The following is an 18,083-nucleotide window of genomic DNA, read 5'->3' as shown; positions in this document are numbered from 1 at the left end:
ACCACGGGGGGTGCCGGTCCATCGGCGTCGTGAGCTCTCCCTGCTCACCCTCCACTTCGGCAAACGTAGGGACGGCCTGAGGTTTCCGGGGAGGAATCTCCGGGCTTTTACCGTCCGGGTCCCAGGACCCTCCGGCCTGGGGGCCCGGCGTAGTCCGACCGGGTCACGCCCCTCGACCGGACGGTCGCGGTCGAGGGGCGTGCAGGCGTCGTCCTCAACGGCCGGTGTGGCGGCGCGTCCGTGGTGCCAGCAGCAGCGCGAGGCACACGAGGTCGAGCACGCCGAACACCAGTGACTCGGTCTCCTGCCAGAACACCAGCTTGGCCACGCACCAGAGCATCCCCAGCACGGTGTAGCCGACGAGGACCTGCCGCGCGACGAGGCGTCCGTGGACCAGCCCCCGGACGGCCGCCGCAGCCGTCACGTTGATGCCGAGGAAGACCGTCACGAAGACCCAGGTGCCGAGGCCGGGCTCGGGGTCCTCGAAGAAGTAGCTGAAGTAGATCGCGCCGTAGGACGTGACGAGCGTCAGCAGCGTGACGATCGCGGCGAGGGTGCGGACCTGCCAGGGGGAGCGGTGGGTCTCGGTGTCCGAGCCGGCCGAGCGACGGCCGACGAGGGTGTCGTTCATGGTGGTTCTCCTGCTTCGAGTGGTTGTCGAGGTGACAACACTCGGCTGCCCGGCGTCCCAGGGACCTGAGGGCGGGATCCCGACCTCGTGACGGTCACGGCGACCCGTTGGGTCGGGACATGGTGTCCCATGACAAGCGGGCCGAGGTGGGCCACGATCGAGCCATGCCTCCCCTGCCGACCCGGTTGCTGCCCGCCGCGGGTGCTGCTGCCGGTGTCGCTGCTGGGGTGCTGGGACTCGTGCTGCACCTCGGGTTCGCCGACCCGCCCCACGCGGCGGGGGTGACCGACTGGTGGCCGATGGGCGTGGTGGCGTGCCTGGCGTTCGGACCCACCGGTGGCTGGTTGGCGAGCCGACGTCCCGAGCACCCGCTGGGGTGGCTCTTCCTGCTGCTGGGGCTGCTCGAGGGGGTCTCGCTGGTCGCCACGGACTACGGCCTGCGCGCGCTCGAGCACCGCTGGGCCCTCGCGGAGGCCGCGCTCTGGGTGGGCAACTGGATCTGGGTGCTGGGGCTGGTCCCGATCGCCTCCGTCGTGCCGCTGCTCGTCCCGGACGGCCACCTGCCGTCGCGACGGTGGCGACCGGCGTTCGTCCTGGGCTGCGCGGCGGCGGTGGCCGCGGCGCTCGGCTTCGCCGTCCAGCCGTACGACGCCACGACGCCGGGCCTGACCGACGCGGGCCTGACCAACCCGGCCCACGTCGCCTGGCTGGCCGGCCCGGTCGTGGGCGCGCTCCTCACCACGGTCACGCTGGTCGGGGTGGTCCTGGCCGTGGCCGGTCTCGTCTTGCGGTGGCGTGGCTCGAGCGGGACCGAGCGCCAGCAGCTCAAGTGGGTGCTGGTCGGGGTCGGGGCCGCCGTCATCCTGTTCGCGCTCGGCTTCGCGCTCGGACCGGTCGTCTCGGCGTTGGCCATGGCGCCGCTCCCGCTGGCCGTCGTGGTGGCAGCGTTGCGCCACGGTCTCGGCGACGTCGACGTGGTGATCAGCCGCTCGTTGGTCTACGTCACCCTGTCGGGGCTCGTGCTCGTCCTCTACCTCGCCCTGGTCTCCCTGCTCGGCACCGCGCTCGGCGGCCTGTCCTCGGAGAGCACGGTCGTCCCCCTCCTCTCGACGGCGGCCGTGGCGCTCGGTGTGCTCCCCCTGCGCGACCGGCTGCAGCGCGGGGTCAACCGCCTCGTGCACGGGGAGGAGGAGGAGCCGTACGCCGTCCTCGGGCGGCTCGGCGACCGCCTGGCCGCGGCCTCGACCCCGGAGTCGATCGAGCAGGAGGTCCTCCCCGTGGTGACCGAGCAGGTGGCCCGCTCCCTGCGCGCGCAGTCGGTCGTGCTGCGGCTGAGCGAGGGCCTCGTCGCGTCGCACGGCTTCGAGGTGGACAACCGGACGCCCACGCTCACGGTGCCCCTGGTCCACGCCGGCGAGGACCTCGGGTCCCTGGCCGTCCACCGGGTCGGCGGGTTCGACGCGCGCGCGGTGCGGGTGCTCGACCACCTCGCCTCGCAGGTCGCGGTCGCCGCCCGCACCGTGCAGCTCGCGCGCGAGTCGCAGCGGTCCCGGGAGCTGGCGGTCCTGGCCCGGGAGGAGGAGCGACGGCGGCTGCGCCGCGACCTGCACGACGGGGTCGGGCCGTCCCTCGCCGCGCTGGCACTGCAGGTCGAGACGGCACGGTCGTTGACCGGTCACGACCCCGAGGCCGCCGGCCGGATCCTCGACACCCTCGGCCCACGCCTCAACGGCGTGGTGGGGGAGGTGCGGGCGATGGTCAACGAGCTGCGTCCGCCGCTGCTCGACGAGCTGGGCCTCGAGGCGGCCCTGCGCGAGCTGGTCGACCGTGTCACCACGGCCACCACCCGTGCGGACCTCGTGGTGCAGTCCCTGCCCGAGCTGCCGGCCGCGGTCGAGGTCGCGGCCTACCACATCGCGCGGGAGGCGACCGCGAACGCCGTACGCCACGCCCGCGCCTCGCGGGTCGAGCTGCGGCTGGGCGTCGCGGACGGCATGGTGCAGGTCGAGGTCCGCGACGACGGCTCGGGCCTGTCGCCCGACAGACGGTCGGGGGTCGGCCTGGGGTCGATGCGGACCAGGGCGCGCGAGCTCGGCGGCGAGCTCCTCGTCGACAGCAGCAGCCGCGGCACCACGGTGACCGCCTTCCTCCCGGGAGTCTCCTCATGACCGTCCGCGTCCTCGTCGTCGACGACCACCCGCTCTACCGCGAGGGTCTCGCGACCGCGATCTCCGCGATGCCGGGCAAGACCGTGGTCGGCGAGGCCGGTGACGGTGACGAGGCGATCCGCCGCGTGGAGGAGCTGTCGCCGGACGTGGTCGTGATGGACCTGCACATGCCGGGCACCAACGGGGTCGAGGCGACGCGGGCCGTCACCGCGCTCGACCCGGCTCCTGCCGTGCTCGTGCTCACGATGCTGGAGAACGACGACTCGGTGTTCGCGGCGATGCGCGCCGGCGCCCGGGGCTACCTGCTCAAGGGGTCGACGGGGGCGGAGATCGGACGTGCGCTCGACGGCGTCGCCAACGGGGAGGTCGTCTTCTCCGCGGGCATCGCCGAACGGGTCCTGGCGTTCTTCGCCGGCGGCCCGGCACGCCGGGAGGCGGTCCCCTTCCCCCAGCTCACCGAGCGGGAGCGCGAGATCCTCGACCTCGTCGCGCGCGGGCTGACCAACGCCGCGATCGCGCGCAAGTTCGTGCTGAGCGACAAGACCGTGCGCAACCACGTGTCCAACGTGTTCACCAAGCTGCAGGTGGCCGGGCGTGCCGAGGCGGTGGCGCGCGCACGGGACGCGGGTCTGGGCGGTCCGGCGGACGAGGCCTAGGCGCGCAGGTCGACGTACACCGGCACGTCGGGGTGCGCGTCGTTGCGCAGGCGGTCGGTCAGCTCGCGGTGCTTGCCGGTGCGGGTGAGCCGCTCCGCGAGCAGGTAGGCGACGGCGAGCTGGCGCTCGAGGACCAGCCGCGCTCGCGGCTCGAGGTCGGAGGGGAGCGGGGCCCGCAGCGCCGGCGGCTCCCACGACGGCAGCGCGAGCGACGCGGCCGACTCCTCGGTGAACGTCTCGACGGCCAGCAGGGCCTCGGCGGTCTCCACGTCGCACTCGAGCCGCTCGAGCGCGGCGACCCACTCCGCCCGGAAGTCCGGGGGAGCGGGCGGCGTGGAGGACGAGGTCACGAGCTGGTCCTCAGGAGGTCGCGGCGGCCTGCAGCGCGGCGGCGCGCCAGGTGTCGGCGAGGTCGGTGACCAGCGAGAGGCAGCCCTCGGTGATCGCGGGGTCCTTCTTGAGGTTGGCCTGCACGAGCTGGGCGTGCAGCCAGTCGTAGAGCGAGGCGAGCCCGGGGCCGCCGTCCCACGCCTCGACGTCGAGGGTGCCGCGCAGGTGGACCAGGATCTCCTGGGCGTGGATGAGCTGGTTGTGCGACTCCTGCACCTGGCCGGCGCGCTGGGCGTCGAGGCCGCGCTGCACGTCGAGGACCAGCCGGTCGCAGAGCATCACGAGCAGGCGCGCCGGGCTGGCGGTGGCCACGGCGTTCTCGACGTAGGCGTTGCGCGCGTTCTGGGCCTGGTACATGGCGTCCTCGGGTCGTCGGGTCGGGTGGTGTGGTCAGGGGGTGGGTCAGCCGCTGCTCGTCGGCAGGCTGGCGAGCTGGCCGGAGAGCCAGCTGGACTGGCTCTGCATCTGGCTGAGCGCGGTCTCCAGCGCGGTGAACTGCCGGGTGAGCGTCGCCTTGCGCAGCGCGAGCCGGTCGTCCCACGCGTCGATGCGGTCGTTGAGGTCCCGGATGACGCTGTCCATGCCCTGCAGGGCCTGCGTCACCGAGCCGGTGTAGGAGCTGCTCGCCTGGTCGCCCACCGTGGCGAGCTGCGCCATCCACCCGGGGCTCGTGCCGGATACGAACTTGGCAGTCACCGCGGCCGGGTCCGCGACGTACGCCGCCTTGAAGGTGTCCTCGTCGAAGGTGACCTTGCCGTAGCGGTCCAGCTGCACGCCGGCGTCGGCGAGGGTGCCGCCGGCCACGGAGTACGCCGTGGAGAGCAGCGCGTCGCGCACGCGGCGCAGGGTGGCGTCGCCCGCGAGCGGACCGCCCTTGGCGTCACCCGAGGCGCTCTTGGTGGCGGTGTCGATGTCGCTCAGCACGGCGTTGAGCTGGTCGACGAAGCCCTTGACCTTGGCCGACATCGCGGCCGCGTCGCTGGTGGCGCCGATCGTCACCACGGTGCCCGCGACCGCGCCCACGCCGAGGGTGACCGAGAGGCCCGGCAGCAGGTCGGTGAAGGTGTTGGTGGAGGAGTGGATGGTGTCGGCGCCGACGGTGATCGAGGCGTCCTGGCCCGCGCGGACCGTGGCACCGCCGAGCAGGGCGCTGCCGTCGGCGTTGGTGAGCGTGAAGTCCCCGGCCGCCCCGGTGGTGGTCGACTCGACCGTCAGGCGGTAGGTGCCGTCGTCCAGCCGCAGGGTGCTGGCGCGCACGCCTGCGCCGGCGGTGTTGATCGCGTTGACCAGGCTGCCGAGGGTGCCGTCGCTGGTGGTGATCGTGAGCGGCGCGGTGCCGTCGAGCTTGTCGAGGGTGACCGAGGTGCCCCCGGACACGACCACGTCGGTCAGGGCGGCGGTCGAGGTGAAGGTGAGCCGGTGGCTCTGCGCGAGGGTGCCCACCGTCAGGTCGAGCTGGGCGGGCACGCCGCCGGTCCCCGCGGTGACGGTGACCTTGTCGTAGGAGCTCGACGTCGCCAGGGGCGACCAGCTCGTGGTCTTGGCCAGGTCCTGCGCGGCGGTCGTGAGCGCGGCGAGCTTGGCGTTGATGCCCTGCATCGCGGTCTTGGCGGTGGTGCGCGCCGCGACGCGAGCCTTGAGCTGGGTCTGCTGGGTGGCCTCCAGCTGGATGAGCTGGCTGATGATCGAGGCGGTGTCGAGGCCACTGGCCAGACCGCCGATGCTCGCCGTCATCGCCTGCCTCCCTCGCGGACCGGTCGGAGGAGCAGTCGGGCGAGGGCCGAGATCCTCGACCCTCGCCCGGTGCTCATGTCACTTCTCAGCTGGTGCTGGATCAGCCACGCAGCAGCTGCAGGACGCCCTGCGAGGCCTGGTTGGCCTGCGCGAGCATCGCGGTGCCGGCCTGCGAGAGGATCTGCGAGCGGGTGAACGCCATCATCTCCTGGGCCATGTCGGTGTCGCGGATCCGGCTCTCGGAGGCCGAGAGGTTCTCCACCGCGACGTTGACGTTGTTGATGGTGTGCTCGAACCGGTTCTGGATCGCACCGAGCGACGCACGCTGGGTGGAGACCTCGGTGATCGCCGCCTGCAGCGTGTTGCTGTCGGCGATGTCGACCGCGGCCATCGCGGCGCCTGCGGTGAAGTCCGCGAGCGCAGCTGCGTCGACGTCGATCGTGTCGCCGTTGTCGTAGCCCACCTGGAACGTCTTCGCCGTGCCGTCGAAGAGGTCCACGCCGTTGAACTTGGTGTTGTCCTTGATCCGGCCGATCTCGGTGTTGAGCGCGTCGAACTCCGACTGGAGGGCGGCCTTCGACTCGGTGCTCTGGGTGCCGTTGTTGTACTGCACGGCGAGGTCGTTCATGCGCTGCAGCATGGAGTGGACCTCGGTGAGCGCACCCTCAGCGGTCTGCGCGAGGCTGACGCCGTCCTGGGCGTTGCGGACGCCGACCTTCAGGCCGCCGATCTGCGAGCGCAGGCCCTCGGAGATGGCCAGGCCGGCCGCGTCGTCGGCAGCGCGGTTGATGCGGAAGCCGCTGGAGAGCTTCTCCAGGGACTTGGACATCTGCCCCTGCGTGACCGACAGGTTGCGGTAGGCGTTGAAGGCCTCGGTGTTCTGGTTGATGCGAAGACCCATGGTGGTTCCCTCCTGGAATGTGGATCTGATGAGCGAGTCCCTCCCTGGACTCGGGGATCTCATCGGCCCCTGGGGTCAGGGGTTGAGGACTTTCGTCAGGTTTTTTCAGGCGCTTCGGTCGAAACCGGACAACGAGCTCGTCGTCGCACCCAGCCGCGCAGTGGCGGTACGACGGGACGCGACGGCCGCGAAGTAGGCCTCGCGCCGGCGGGCCGCGCAGCCGTCGGGCTTGGTGTGCGGCGTGACGAGCTCGGGCGACAGGGCGCTGTTGAGGGCGTCCTTGAGCAGGACGAGCGCCTCCGCGCGCATCTGGGACACGCGCGACTCGGAGACCCCGAGCTCCGCGGCGATCTCGGCCATCGGCCGCTCGCCGAAGAAGTAGCCCTCCACCACGGTGCGCAGCCGGTCGGGCAGCAGGGCGACGGCGTCGACGAGGTAGCCGATCCTCTCCTGCTGCTCGATCCGCTCCTCCGGGCTGGGGACACGGTGGGGCACGACGTCGTCGACCGAGGCCTCGCCGAAGCCCTGCAGGCTCATCACGCTGGCGCGGGCGACGTCCTCGGCGTTGGCGGTGACCTCCTCGACCGAGAGGCCGGAGGCGGTGGCCACCTCGGCGTCGGTCGGGATGCGGCCGAGCCGGGTGGCGAGCTGGCTGCGCACGTTGTCGAGGTCGCGCGCACGGCGGCGGACGCTGCGGCTGGCCCAGTCGATGCCGCGCAGCTCGTCGACGATGGCGCCGCGGATGCGGGTGGAGGCGTAGCGCACGAAGGGGACGCCGCGAGCGGCGTCGAAGCTGCGGGCCGCCTGCACCAGGGCGGTCATGCCGGCCGAGGTCAGGTCGTCCCGGTGCACGTGACCGGGCAGGCGGCTCAAGGACTCCCGCACCAGGTGGCCGACCAACGCGATGTTGGCGGTGACCAGCTGGTCGGTGTCCGGCGCATCGGGGGCTGCGTCGCTGATCCTCACCCGGATGAGGGTGGCCATTGGTCCTGGGACCCGTGACTTGTTTGCGGGTCATTTGACCAACCCGGCGTCGAAATGGCGCGAGTGGGAGCCCTCGATGACCCGAAATGACTAGCGAAGTCCTGCTTCGTCCGCTGCGGGGCCCTGCTAGGGCAGACCGGTCCGGACCGGCGCCCCGGAACTCCTCAGGTGGGGGCGCCGGGCGCCGATGGATGCCTATCGACCGCACCCATGTGCCGGCCGCGCCACCGACGGGGGTCGGGACGCGGCCCGACCACCAGCGTCAAGGAAGGACGACGTCGATGGAGGACCTCTCGCTCATCCTGTGGCGCGAGCGCGAGCTCCTGGAGACCATGCTCTACAAGCTCGAGATCGAGCAGCTCGTGCTCTCCAGCGGCCGCACCCGCTGGCTGGCGACCGCTGCGCGCGAGGTGGAGTCCGTGGTCGAGTCGCTGCGCGAGACCGAGCTGCTGCGCGCGGTCGCCGCCGACGAGGCCGCCGCCGCGGTCGGGCTCCCCGCGAGCCCGAGCCTGCGGGCGCTGGCCGAGGCCGTCGAGGAGCCGTGGCACTCGATCCTCATGGACCACCGCCAGGCGTTCGTCACCTACACCCAGGAGATCCTCGAGATCGCCTCGGCCAACCGCGAGCTGCTCTCGGCCGGCCAGCAGTCGGCGCGGGAGACGTTCCTGGGCCTGGCCGAGTCCGACGGCAGCTACGCCGAGGACGGCCGCGCGGTCGTCGACGCCGGGCGTCCGCGCCTGCTGGACCAGAGCATCTGAGCGGGGCCCGATGTCCGGCACGTTCGCCTCGTTCAACACCGCGCTCAGCGCGCTGCGCTACAACCGTGTCGCGATGGACACGGCGAGCCAGAACATCGCCAACGTCGGCGTCGACGGCTACACCCGCCGCCGCGTCGACGCGGTCACCGCGGGCACGCCCACCCAGCCTGCGATGTGGTCGCGCGACCAGGGCACCGGCGGCGGCGTGCGGATCACCGGCGTGGACCGGATGTCGGACTACCTCCTCGACCTGCGCCGGCGCACCGAGCACGGCAAGCAGTCCTACCTCGACACGCGCCAGGCGGTGCTCGACCGGCTCGAGTCCGGCATCGGGGAGCCCGGTGACACCGGCCTGGCCTCCGTCCTGGCGCAGTTCCGCGGCGCGTGGTCCGACCTGGCCAACACCCCGGACAGCGACGCCGCCCGGGCGCAGGTGATCTCGCGCGGCCGCGAGGTCGCCGACGCGCTGCACCTCCAGGCCAGCAGCTTCCAGTCCGAGGCCGGCGACCAGCGGGTCCGCGCCAACGGCCTGGTCGCCGAGATCAACACGGTCGCCGCCGACCTGGCCGCGACCAACAAGGCGGTCCAGGTCGCCAACCTGACCAACGACGACGCCGGCAACCTGCTCGACCAGCGCGACCAGCTCGCCCTTCGCCTGACCCAGCTCACCGGCGGCAAGGCCGTGGCCAACGGCACCGGCGGCCTCGACGTGACCGTCGGCGGCGTCGCCCTGGTGACCGGCGCCATCGCCGGGTCGCTCCAGGTCGCCGGGGGCATCACGCCGACCGGGGACGCCGACGGCAACCCGGTCAGCTTCGAGCTCACCCACCCGCTCAACGGCACCACGGCGGTGGCCGGGCTGACCGGCGAGCTCGGGGCCGTGACGGACCTGCTCAACACGACCATCCCGGCGTACCTCGCGGGCCTCGGCAGCGTCGCGCAGACCCTCGCCGACGGCGTCAACGCCCTGCACCAGGCGGGGTACGACGCCACCGGCGCCGCCGGGCTGGCGTTCTTCACCTACGACCCGGCCGACCCGGCGGGCTCGCTGGACGTCACCCTGACCGGCACCGCCCAGGTGGCCGCGTCCAGCCTCGCGGGCGGCGTGGTCCAGGGCGGCAACGCCGCTGCCCTGGCGGACTTCTCCGCCGACCCGGCCTACCAGCAGCTGGTCAACGGCTTCGGCACCTCGGTCTCCTCGAGCCGGAGGCTCGCCACGAGCCAGCAGATGCTGACCGAGCAGGTCGACGGCGCCCGCGACCAGCTGGCCGGGGTCAACCTCGACGAGGAGATGCTCTCGATGGTGCAGTACCAGCGCGCCTACGAGGCGGCGGCGCGGGTGATGACGGTGGTCGACTCGATGCTCGACACCCTGATCAACAGGACGGCGGTCTGATGGCCATCACGCGGATCACCCAGAACATGATGTCGGCGCGGTCGAACCTGTCGCTGCAGACGGCGCTGTCCCGGCTCGCGAAGACCCAGGAGCAGCTCACCACGGGTCGCGTGCTCAACCGGCCCTCGGACTCGCCGGCCGACACCACCTCCGCGATGCGTCTGCGCGCCAAGCTGGCCGACCACGAGCAGTACGCCCGCAACATCACCAACGGCCAGGGCTGGCTGAGCAGCCTCGACACGGCGCTGCAGACCGCGCTCCACACCGTCAGCCGCGCCACCGACCTGTCCATCCAGGCGATCAACGGCACCAACCAGGGCGCGCAGGGCCGCAACGCGATCGCGATCGAGATCGACCAGCTGCGCGACAGCCTGGTCTCCACGGCCAACACGACCTACCTCGGCCGCCCGGTCTTCGGGGGCATCACCGCCGGCGACGTCGCCTACGACGCGTCGGGGACGTACGTCGGCACGCCCGGCACCGTCGAGCGCACGATCGCGCCGGGGGTCAAGGTGCCGGTCAACGTCGACGGCCCCACCGCGTTCGGCACCCCCGGCTCCGACGTGTTCCAGGACCTCACCGACCTGTCCAACGCGCTGCGGCTGGGGGACATGGCCACGGTGCAGGCCAAGATGGGCAGCCTCCAGGCCGCCCACGGCCGGCTGACCACCACCCTCTCCGACGTGGGCGTGCGCGCGAGCCGGCTGGACAAGGCCGACCAGACGCTGCTCGACAGCAAGCTGCAGATGAGCACGTCGCTGTCGGAGCTGGAGAACGTCGACATCGCGCAGGCCACGATGGACCTCAAGATGCAGGAGCTGGCCTACCAGACCGCGCTGTCCTCCACGGCTAGGCTGGTCCAGCCCTCGCTGTCGGACTTCCTGCGCTAGTCCGCCGGTCGAGCCGACCCCCCGAAGTCCCGAAGGAGCAGTGACGTGAGCGTCGTCGCGGACATCCCTGTCATCGAGCTCGTCGAGCCGATGCCCGGGTTCCCCGGCATGACCCACTTCGCGCTGGTGCGGCTCGACGACGACGGCGTGCTGTGCGCGCTCCGGTCGGTCGACGACCCCGAGCTGCGGTTCCTGGTGGTGCCCCCGGCGCCGTTCTTCCCCGACTACGCCCCCGAGATCGACGACGCCACGGTCGCCGCGCTGGGCGTCGCCCGCGCCGAGGAGGTCCTCGTCCTCGTCGTGGTCAACCCCGGCGACGCGGCGGGCGAGGCGACCGCCAACCTGCTGGCGCCGGTGCTGGTCAACACCCGCACGCACCAGGGCGGTCAGGTGGTCCTCAACGACGACCTGCCGATCCGCGCGCCGCTGCTGGCCTGACCCGGAAGAGCCCGTGGGCGCCCCGCTCGGCGTCGACCAGCAGGTGCGAGACGAAGGGGTAGTCGCCCGGCTCCGGGAAGCTCAGCTCGACGAAGCCGCCCTGCGCCGGCAGCAGCCCGATGCTCTGCGCCCCGCCGGGCCCGCCGCGCAGGAGGTAGGCCCCTTCGGCGTACGTCGTGTCGAATTGCGCGCCGACCACGTGGAAGGACGTCGGCCGGCTCGGTCCGGCGTCGAGCACCCACACCCGCACCCGCTCCCCGACGCGGGCCCGCAGCGGCGCGTGGTCGTACTGGTCGGCGTACCCGTTGAACGCGACCAGGTCGGGGGCCTCCGCGGCCACCTTGTCCGCGTCGGCCTCGGCCCCGTCGGGCCCGAGGTAGAGCTCGGACTGGACGAGGACGTAGCTGCGCGCGACCGCCGGCAGGCCGGGCGGCTCGATGACGACCGCGCCGAACAGGCCGTTGGCGATGTGGGCCGACATCGGCATCGAGGAGCAGTGGTACATCCAGATCCCGGCGCGCGTGGCGCGGAACCGGTAGGTCAGCGCGTGCCCGGGCGCGATCGTGCGCATGGGGCGCTGCGGGGCGAGCTCGCCGGCGTGGAAGTCGATCGAGTGACCCACGGTGCCGCGGTTGACCAGCCGGATGACGAAGCGGTCGCCGATCCGGCCGTGGAGGACCGGCCCCGGCGCGGTGCCGTCGTAGGTCCACAGCCGTTGGGTGACCCCGGGCGCGACCTCGCGCACCACGTCCCGCACCACGAACGTACGCCGGTGCACGCGGCCGGGCGGGACCGGCGGCAGCGCCGCGTCACGAGGTGACCAGCCCGGCGAGGGACGCGCGGCCAGGTCGAGCCTGCTCGTGGCCGAGCCCGTGTGGTGCCCCTCTGCGGGAGCGTCGTGCCGGGCCCGCCCGCCGACCGCGTCGACGGTGAGGACCATGCCCCGCTGCCGGTGACCGAGCACGGAGCACCAGCCGTCGAGGTCACGGCCGACGACGCCGACGTCGACCCGGGCGGTCCGCCCCGGCGCCAGGCGCCCGCTGTCCGCGCCGGTCTCGAGCACCAGGTCGTGCACGGTCTCGTGGTCGGTGTTGGTCACCACCAGGACGAGGCGGTCGCCGGCGGGCACGGTGACCCGGTCCGGGGTGAAGCGCATGTCGTGGGCCCGCACCGTCACGGTCGTCGTACGCCCGGTGGGGGTGACCCCGGCGGCGGCGGAGGTCACGTCGTTCGCGCCGACCGCGGCCGGGTCGAGCGCCAGGCCCACCGCGACCGCGAGGGCCACCACCGCGACGCCCGTGGCGGCGAGGCCGGTGGCCTGGCCCGGGGTCCGCGCGGGGCGCTCCTCGAGCGGCGCCTCCCGTGCCCGGCGAGAGGCCCGGACGGCCACCAGCAGCAGGGGGATCGTGACGGCGAGGGCGACCAGGGTGAGGGACGACGCGGCGACCCGCACGGCGCCCGGGGCGGGGAGCAGGCACAGCACGAGGCCGAGGTTGGCCACGACCAGCCGCAGCGGCGCGGCCCGGTCGAGCACGCGGTTGGCGGCGCGCACCGCCCGCGGGCCCCCGCCCAGCGCCACCGGCACGAGGTAGGACAGGGCACCGAGCAGCACCTGGGCGGCGAAGCCCGCCACGAGGAACGGGGTGAGCCGATCCACCACGGCGTGGACGTCCTGCCAGGTCGGGGCGACGGCCATGCCGACGCCGAGCGCCACCAGCGTCCCCAGCAGCCACGTCACCCCGGCCAGCACCGACCAGGCGGGCAGCTCGGCCGGCGGCTTGCGGCGTACGGCGTCCACGAACGTCGGGGCGTGCAGCAGCAGCCCCACGACGTAGCCGGCGAGGCCGGCGACCGCGACCACACGGAGCCCGGCGGCGGCCCCTGCGGCCAGGAGGGCGACCGAGCCGACGAGGACGGGCAGGGCGCGGGCGGCAGCGCGCTCGGCACCCTCGGCGATGCGCGTGCGCAGCATGGTCGGCCAGAGCGTGACCAGGGTGCCGACCACGGTGAGCCCGACCCAGCCGAGCAGGTTGACCGCCTCGTGAGCCACCATCAGCCGTTCGTGCCGGCGCTCCCCGAGCCCACGGGCGAGCACCACGCCCAGGGCGGCGCCGACCGGGAGGAAGCCCGCCGCGGCGACGTAGTAGCGGACCGAGGGGCCGAAGCGGCTGGGCAGCGCCGCCCGCAGCCGTCGCAGGATGCTCCACCCGTGCCACAGCACCGCAACCGCGACCGCGGTCGCCCCGGCGCAGACGAGCAGCCACAGGTCGGAGGGCACCCCGACCACGACGGCGAGCGCACCGACGTCGAGCAGCACCAGCCGCCGGTCCTGCGCCGTCTGGTCGTCGTCGGGCGAGTGCAGCAGGGCGTCGGTGAAGTAGCGGCTCCACACCAGGACGGCATGGCTGACCGCACCGAGCATCAGCAGGTGGATCATCAGCCACCGCGGCGCGGGGACGAACGGGTGGACCAGCGCCACGACCACCGCGGCCAGCAGCCACACGATGACCGGCAGGTCGCGCATCGGCCGGAACCCGCGGCCGCGGCGGGGACCGGTCACGCGCTCACCGGGCACGGTGTGCCAGCTGGAGGCGGCACGCGCCGGGCTCGGAGAACGGCAGGAGCTCGGTGCCCTCGGGGTCGGCGCCCTGGGCCTCGAGCGCCCCGCGGGTGAGGCCGAGGTGCACCCCGCACACCACGTCGGGCCACTGCTGCGCGGCGTCGAGCAGGGGGCAGCAGGTCAGCCGGACGGCGACGTGCTCGGCGTCGGGCTCGGGGTCGAAGCCGAGGTCGTCGAGCAGCGCGACCACCTCGCGACGGGCGGCGGCCGGGTCGGGGGCCTGGCCCGCCGCCACGGTCGCGCCCCGCTCCTCCGCGAGCCGGTGGCCCCACTCGCGGCCCGCGTCGACGGCGTCCTCGGTGGGCGAGGGGCTGGTGCGGTGCAGCGAGGCGGCCAGCGTGGCCGCCAGCCCGGCGTACTCCGGTGTCCGCGCGACGTCCACGCCGGTCGCCTCGTAGAGCCGGGCAGGCCGGCCCGGTCCCGACGGCGTGCTCGTACGCCGGCGGGCGAGCCCGGCGCGCACGAGGGCCTCGACGTGCTCCCGGACGGTGTTGGGGTGCAGCCCCGAGGCGCTCACGAGGGCGGCCAGGGTCACCGGCTCGTCCTGCGAGCGCAGCAGGTCCAGCAGCGCGCTGCGGGAGGGCGAGAGCCGCCGGGACGAGCGGCCGACCCCGGGGCGCGGGCCGTAGCCGTCGCGGGGTCGGCCGTCAGCAGCAGGAGTTTCCACGGAGTAGAGTGTAATTAATTCCGACGACACCCGTCCACCGCGAAGGAGACCAGGACATGTCACAGCTCGTCATCGCCTCGAACGAGGCCGACGCCCGCGCCGCGGAGGCGGTCCGGGACCACCACGCCTCGATGGCCGGCGCCCTCCGGCTGCGCGTCGAGACCCTCGTCGACGCCGCCGCCCGGGGCGAGGCCGCCGCGGGGGAGGAGGCGCGCACCGACCTGCGCGCGTGGTGCGAGGCGGAGCTCGTCCCGCACGCGCTCGCCGAGGAGAAGGAGATGTACCCCGCCGCCCAGGCCACCCTCGAGGGTCGGCTCCTGGTGCAGTCGATGCTGGGCGAGCACGACGTGGTCCGCGAGCTGGTGCAGGAGCTCGCCGACGCCCCCGACCTCACGCGCGCGGCCGCTGCCGCGACGGCGCTCCGGGTCGTCTTCGACTCCCACCTGGGCAAGGAGAACGACCTGGTGCTGCCGCTGCTCGCCGCGACCCCCGGCGTGTCGGTGGCCACCATGCTCGAGGGGATGCACGAGCTGCTCGGGGAGGGCGCCTCGGCTGTCTCGGCGGGCGCCTCGGCGGAGGCCGGCTGCGGCGGGCACACCTGCACCTGCGGCGAGCAGGACGGCCCGGGGCACCCCGAGCTCGACGCGCGCACGATCCCGCATGCCATCCGGCACGCCACGATCTTCGGGGCGCTGGAGTCCGTGCGCCCGGGCCGCGGGCTCGAGCTGGTCGCGCCCCACGACCCGCTGCCGCTGCTGGCGCAGGTCGAGCAGCGCTGGCCGGGCGTCTTCTCCGTCACCTACCGCGAGCGCGGGCCCGAGGCCTGGCGGCTGGTCCTGCTGCGGGAGGGCTGAGCGCTCTCGCAGCCTGGGGGGCTCGGGCGGCCGGCTCGGGCGGCCTGGCTCAGGCCGGGCCGGGCGGCTTGGTCCCCAGCCGGCGGGTGAGCGCGGCGATCGCGTCCGCGCTGGGGGAGGCGGCGGCCTTGTTGGTCTCCTCGACCTCGGCCAGGAGTTCGGCCCGGTGGACCGCGACGCTGCGGGGGGCGCGGATCCCGATCCGCGCGACGTCGCCGCGGACCTCGAGCACCGTGATGGTCACGTCCTCGCCGATCACGATGCTCTCCCCGACGCGACGACTGAGCACGAGCATGGGCCCAACCTACCCTGGCCCGCGGCGTGTCCCGCGCAGCCACGAGACCCGCCCCGTGGGGCTGGTGGTGCGCCTGGGTCTGGTTGCTAGGCTCGCGATCGCGTGGAGGAGCGGCTCCGTGACGACCTCGTCGGAGCGGTCGCTCACCCGGGAATTGTCGATTCAGATGGAGTGGCAGAAGCATGGCTCAGGGCACGGTCAAGTGGTTCAGCGCCGAGAAGGGATTCGGCTTCATCGCCCAGGAGGGTGGCGGCGACGACGTCTTCGTCCACTTCTCGGCGATCCAGTCGCAGGGCTACAAGTCCCTCGAGGAGGACCAGCGCGTGGAGTTCGAGGTGACCCAGGGCCCCAAGGGCCCGCAGGCGGAGAACGTCCGCCCCCTCTGACGTACGACGCCGGCTGCGCCGGCCGTCTGGACCCCGGTGCCACGCGGCACCGGGGTCGTCCCGTTCTCGGCGCGTCACCTTTCGCGCGCTGTCGCGTTGCCGTGATGTGCAGGAGCCTGCGGTGGTGTGTCCCCCTGCCTTTCGGGTAGGAATCCGAGTCAGAGCGGTGTGGGACGAGGAAGGAATGCAGTGATGATGGGCGACGGACTCGACGTCCCCCTCGAGGACCCGGTCCAGCGCGAGGAGGTCGAGCTGCTCTCGTCGCTGATGATCGTCGCCGGGCGGGCCGACGGCCCCCTCGACCAGCAGCTCATCGACGATCTCCTGGGGCTCCGGGGCGACCCCGGGCCCTCGGCCACCGCCTGATCGCCCGCGCTCGGGACTGCCTGCGCCCCTTTCGGCGGGGATTGCGTCCCGGAGCCCGCGTGCCCCTAGCATGTTCCGCGGTTCATCCCTCGATGTCAGGAGCTCCCCGTGGCACTGCGGTTCCGTCCGGCCGACGCCTCGTTCTACGACATGTTCAGCACCCTGGCGGCCCAGCTGGTCAACGGCGCCGGGCTGCTCAACGAGGTCTTCACCGAGGGCACCGACCGCGCCGCGCTCGCCGACCGCATGCGCGAGGCCGAGCACTCCGCCGACGAGGCGACCCACGAGATCATCCGGCGGGTCAACACGACGTTCGTGACGCCGTTCGACCGCGAGGACATCTACGCCCTCGCCTCGGCTCTCGACGACGTCATGGACTTCATGGAGGAGGCCGTCGACATGGTCCTTCTCTACGAGATCGACGACCTGCCGCCCGAGCTCGCCGAGCAGGTGAGCGTGATCCAGCGCTGCGCCGAGGTCACCGCCGACTCGATGCCGCGGCTGCAGAGCATGAAGAACCTCGACGAGTTCTGGATCGAGATCAACCGGCTCGAGAACGCCGGCGACAAGCACTACCGCCGCATCCTCGCCAAGTTGTTCAACGGCGAGCTCGAGGCGCTCGAGGTGATGAAGCTCAAGGACGTCGTCGACTCCCTCGAGGCCGCCATCGACGCCTTCGAGTCGGTGGCCAACGTGGTCGAGCAGATCGCCGTCAAGGAGTCCTGAGCGTGGACCTCGCGATCATCATCGCGGTCGTCGCAGTAGCGCTGGCGTTCGACTACACCAACGGCTTCCACGACGCCGCCAACGCGATCGCCACCTCGGTCTCGACCCGTGCGCTCACCCCGCGGGCGGCCCTGGCGATGGCAGCGGTGATGAACTTCATCGGCGCCTTCCTCGGCCAGGAGGTCGCCAACACCGTCGGCAAGGTGATCACCCTGCCGCAGAACACCCACGGCCTGACCGTCGTGATGGCCGGCCTGCTGGGCGCCATCGCGTGGAACCTGCTGACCTGGTACTTCGGCCTCCCCTCCTCCTCCTCCCACGCCCTCATCGGCGGGCTCATGGGCGCGGGCATGGCCTTCGCGCTGGCCACCCCGGGCGAGTTCTTCACCGGGGTGGCGGGCTCGGAGATGACTGACGCCGGCTGCACCGTCGGGGGCAAGCTCGTCGACGGCGCCCAGTGCGGCGTGGTCCGCTGGCAGGTCATCCTCGACAAGATCGTCATCCCGATGATCGCCTCGCCGATCGTCGGCTTCCTCGCCGCGGCGCTGGTGATGATCGCGATCATGTGGATCTGGCGCAAGGCCAACCCCTCGCGCACCAACCGCGGCTTCCGCCTGGCCCAGACCGTCTCCGCCGCCGCGATGGCGCTGGGCCACGGCCTCCAGGACGCCCAGAAGACGATGGGCGTCATCTTCCTGGCGCTGCTCACCGGCGGCCACGTCTCCGCCGACGACAGCCTCCCGGTCTGGGTGATCATCGCCGCGGCGAGCGCGATCTCGCTCGGCACCTACTCCGGTGGCTGGCGCATCATGCGCACCCTCGGCCGGCGCATCATCCACCTCGACCCGCCCCGTGGCTTCGCCGCCGAGTCGGTCTCCGCGGGCGTGCTCTACACGACCGCGTTCGTGTTCGAGGCGCCCATCTCGACCACCCACATCATCACCTCCGCGGTGATGGGTGTCGGCGCGACCAAGCGGGTCTCCGCCGTCCGCTGGGGCGTGGCCAAGAACATCGTCGGCGCCTGGATCTTCACCTTCCCGGCCGCGGGCCTCATGGCCGCGATCTGCTACTTCCTCCTCCGCCTCCTCCAGCTCCCGTAGCCCGGCCGCCCGCCCCGCCCGGCCGCCGCGCCGCGCCCGGCCGCCGCGCCGCGCCCGGCCGCCGCGTACTCCGACGTACGCGCTGGACAAATTGGACATTGGCAGCACGTACGTCGGAGTACG

19 protein-coding genes and 2 pseudogenes are annotated in these 18,083 nt (G+C 73.0%); 12 read left to right on the top strand and 9 right to left on the bottom strand.

From position 1 onward, the window contains the following. Window positions 1–214: 214 nt before the first annotated feature. Window positions 215–631, bottom strand: coding sequence for a hypothetical protein (locus J2S63_RS08095; protein WP_310301017.1), 417 nt, complete (start codon window positions 629–631; stop codon window positions 215–217). A 164-nt stretch (window positions 632–795) separates the two neighbouring features. Here J2S63_RS08095 and J2S63_RS08090 point away from each other — a divergent pair, with 164 nt between their 5' ends. Beyond that, the gene (locus J2S63_RS08090) at window positions 796–2,799 is read left to right on the top strand and encodes a sensor histidine kinase (RefSeq protein WP_310301015.1); all 2,004 of its coding nucleotides are present in this window, start codon (window positions 796–798) and stop codon (window positions 2,797–2,799) included. Further along, window positions 2,796–3,455, top strand: coding sequence for a response regulator (locus J2S63_RS08085; protein ID WP_310301012.1), 660 nt, complete (start codon window positions 2,796–2,798; stop codon window positions 3,453–3,455). The genes J2S63_RS08090 and J2S63_RS08085 overlap by 4 nt, the downstream gene beginning before the upstream one ends. On the opposite strand, the gene J2S63_RS08080 is transcribed toward J2S63_RS08085, so the two are convergent. The 5 genes from J2S63_RS08080 to J2S63_RS08060 form a co-directional block, all read right to left on the bottom strand. Further along, a complete protein-coding gene (locus J2S63_RS08080) occupies window positions 3,452–3,805 on the bottom strand; it encodes a hypothetical protein (protein ID WP_310301009.1) in 354 nt (117 codons plus the stop codon). The genes J2S63_RS08085 and J2S63_RS08080 overlap by 4 nt on opposite strands. A gap of 10 nt (window positions 3,806–3,815) precedes the next feature. Next, complete coding sequence (gene fliS / locus J2S63_RS08075; protein ID WP_310301005.1) at window positions 3,816–4,202, bottom strand: flagellar export chaperone FliS; 387 nt, start codon at window positions 4,200–4,202, stop codon at window positions 3,816–3,818. Window positions 4,203–4,247: 45 nt separating this feature from the next. Further along, window positions 4,248–5,579 (bottom strand): flagellar filament capping protein FliD, encoded by a 1,332-nt coding sequence (fliD, locus tag J2S63_RS08070; protein WP_310301002.1) that lies wholly within the window; start codon window positions 5,577–5,579, stop codon window positions 4,248–4,250. Window positions 5,580–5,679: 100 nt separating this feature from the next. Continuing rightward, window positions 5,680–6,480: a flagellin N-terminal helical domain-containing protein gene (locus J2S63_RS08065; RefSeq protein WP_310300998.1), complete on the bottom strand. Its 801-nt coding sequence runs from the start codon at window positions 6,478–6,480 to the stop codon at window positions 5,680–5,682. A gap of 105 nt (window positions 6,481–6,585) precedes the next feature. Further along, the gene (locus J2S63_RS08060; protein ID WP_310300995.1) at window positions 6,586–7,446 is read right to left on the bottom strand and encodes a sigma-70 family RNA polymerase sigma factor; all 861 of its coding nucleotides are present in this window, start codon (window positions 7,444–7,446) and stop codon (window positions 6,586–6,588) included. Between the two features lie 299 nt (window positions 7,447–7,745). Here J2S63_RS08060 and flgN point away from each other — a divergent pair, with 299 nt between their 5' ends. Genes flgN through fliW form a run of 4 tightly spaced genes read left to right on the top strand, consistent with a single transcriptional unit; the run spans window position 7,746 to window position 10,946 of the window. Then, window positions 7,746–8,222 carry a flagellar export chaperone FlgN gene (gene flgN / locus J2S63_RS08055; RefSeq protein WP_310300992.1) on the top strand — a complete coding sequence of 159 codons (477 nt, stop codon included), beginning with the start codon at window positions 7,746–7,748 and terminating at the stop codon, window positions 8,220–8,222. Between the two features lie 10 nt (window positions 8,223–8,232). Next, window positions 8,233–9,618: a flagellar hook-associated protein FlgK gene (gene flgK, locus J2S63_RS08050; RefSeq protein ID WP_310300989.1), complete on the top strand. Its 1,386-nt coding sequence runs from the start codon at window positions 8,233–8,235 to the stop codon at window positions 9,616–9,618. Next, entirely contained in the window at window positions 9,618–10,508 is an 891-nt protein-coding gene (gene flgL / locus J2S63_RS08045; RefSeq protein ID WP_310300986.1) for a flagellar hook-associated protein FlgL, read from the top strand. The genes flgK and flgL overlap by 1 nt, the downstream gene beginning before the upstream one ends. A 45-nt stretch (window positions 10,509–10,553) precedes the next feature. Then, window positions 10,554–10,946: a flagellar assembly protein FliW gene (fliW, locus tag J2S63_RS08040; RefSeq protein WP_310300983.1), complete on the top strand. Its 393-nt coding sequence runs from the start codon at window positions 10,554–10,556 to the stop codon at window positions 10,944–10,946. Here the strand turns inward: fliW and J2S63_RS08035 are convergent. Both J2S63_RS08035 and J2S63_RS08030 read right to left on the bottom strand, forming a co-directional pair. Next, on the bottom strand, window positions 10,906–13,506 hold the full coding sequence (locus tag J2S63_RS08035) for a multicopper oxidase domain-containing protein (RefSeq protein ID WP_310300980.1): 2,601 nt from the start codon (window positions 13,504–13,506) through the stop codon (window positions 10,906–10,908). The two genes, fliW and J2S63_RS08035, sit on opposite strands and share 41 nt — an antisense overlap. A gap of 4 nt (window positions 13,507–13,510) precedes the next feature. Then, a complete protein-coding gene (locus J2S63_RS08030; protein WP_310300978.1) occupies window positions 13,511–14,233 on the bottom strand; it encodes a helix-turn-helix transcriptional regulator in 723 nt (240 codons plus the stop codon). 56 nt (window positions 14,234–14,289) lie between these two features. On the opposite strand from J2S63_RS08030, the pseudogene J2S63_RS21285 reads away from it, so the two are divergent. Further along, window positions 14,290–14,700: pseudogene (locus tag J2S63_RS21285) on the top strand (hemerythrin domain-containing protein); the annotation flags it as partial. 126 nt (window positions 14,701–14,826) lie between these two features. Next, window positions 14,827–15,087, top strand: a pseudogene (locus J2S63_RS21280) (DUF2249 domain-containing protein); the annotation flags it as partial. Window positions 15,088–15,136: 49 nt separating this feature from the next. Here J2S63_RS21280 and csrA read toward each other — a convergent pair. Further along, window positions 15,137–15,382 (bottom strand): carbon storage regulator CsrA, encoded by a 246-nt coding sequence (csrA, locus tag J2S63_RS08020; RefSeq protein WP_310300973.1) that lies wholly within the window; start codon window positions 15,380–15,382, stop codon window positions 15,137–15,139. A 182-nt stretch (window positions 15,383–15,564) separates the two neighbouring features. On the opposite strand from csrA, the gene J2S63_RS08015 reads away from it, so the two are divergent. The 4 genes from J2S63_RS08015 (at window position 15,565) to J2S63_RS08000 (ending at window position 17,960) form a co-directional block, all read left to right on the top strand. Then, window positions 15,565–15,768, top strand: a complete 204-nt coding sequence (locus tag J2S63_RS08015; RefSeq protein WP_310300970.1) for a cold-shock protein — start codon at window positions 15,565–15,567, stop codon at window positions 15,766–15,768. Window positions 15,769–15,960: 192 nt separating this feature from the next. Continuing rightward, window positions 15,961–16,134: a hypothetical protein gene (locus J2S63_RS08010; RefSeq protein WP_310300966.1), complete on the top strand. Its 174-nt coding sequence runs from the start codon at window positions 15,961–15,963 to the stop codon at window positions 16,132–16,134. A gap of 108 nt (window positions 16,135–16,242) precedes the next feature. Next, window positions 16,243–16,860 (top strand): DUF47 domain-containing protein, encoded by a 618-nt coding sequence (locus tag J2S63_RS08005; protein ID WP_310300963.1) that lies wholly within the window; start codon window positions 16,243–16,245, stop codon window positions 16,858–16,860. Between the two features lie 2 nt (window positions 16,861–16,862). Then, complete coding sequence (locus tag J2S63_RS08000; protein ID WP_310300960.1) at window positions 16,863–17,960, top strand: inorganic phosphate transporter; 1,098 nt, start codon at window positions 16,863–16,865, stop codon at window positions 17,958–17,960. Window positions 17,961–18,083 lie beyond the last annotated feature (123 nt).

The sequence above is a fragment of the Nocardioides marmoribigeumensis genome (assembly GCF_031458325.1).
GTDB lineage: Bacteria > Actinomycetota > Actinomycetes > Propionibacteriales > Nocardioidaceae > Marmoricola_A > Marmoricola_A marmoribigeumensis.
The sequence above is the reverse complement of the archived record's forward strand: the minus strand, read 5'-3'. Positions and strand labels throughout refer to the sequence as shown.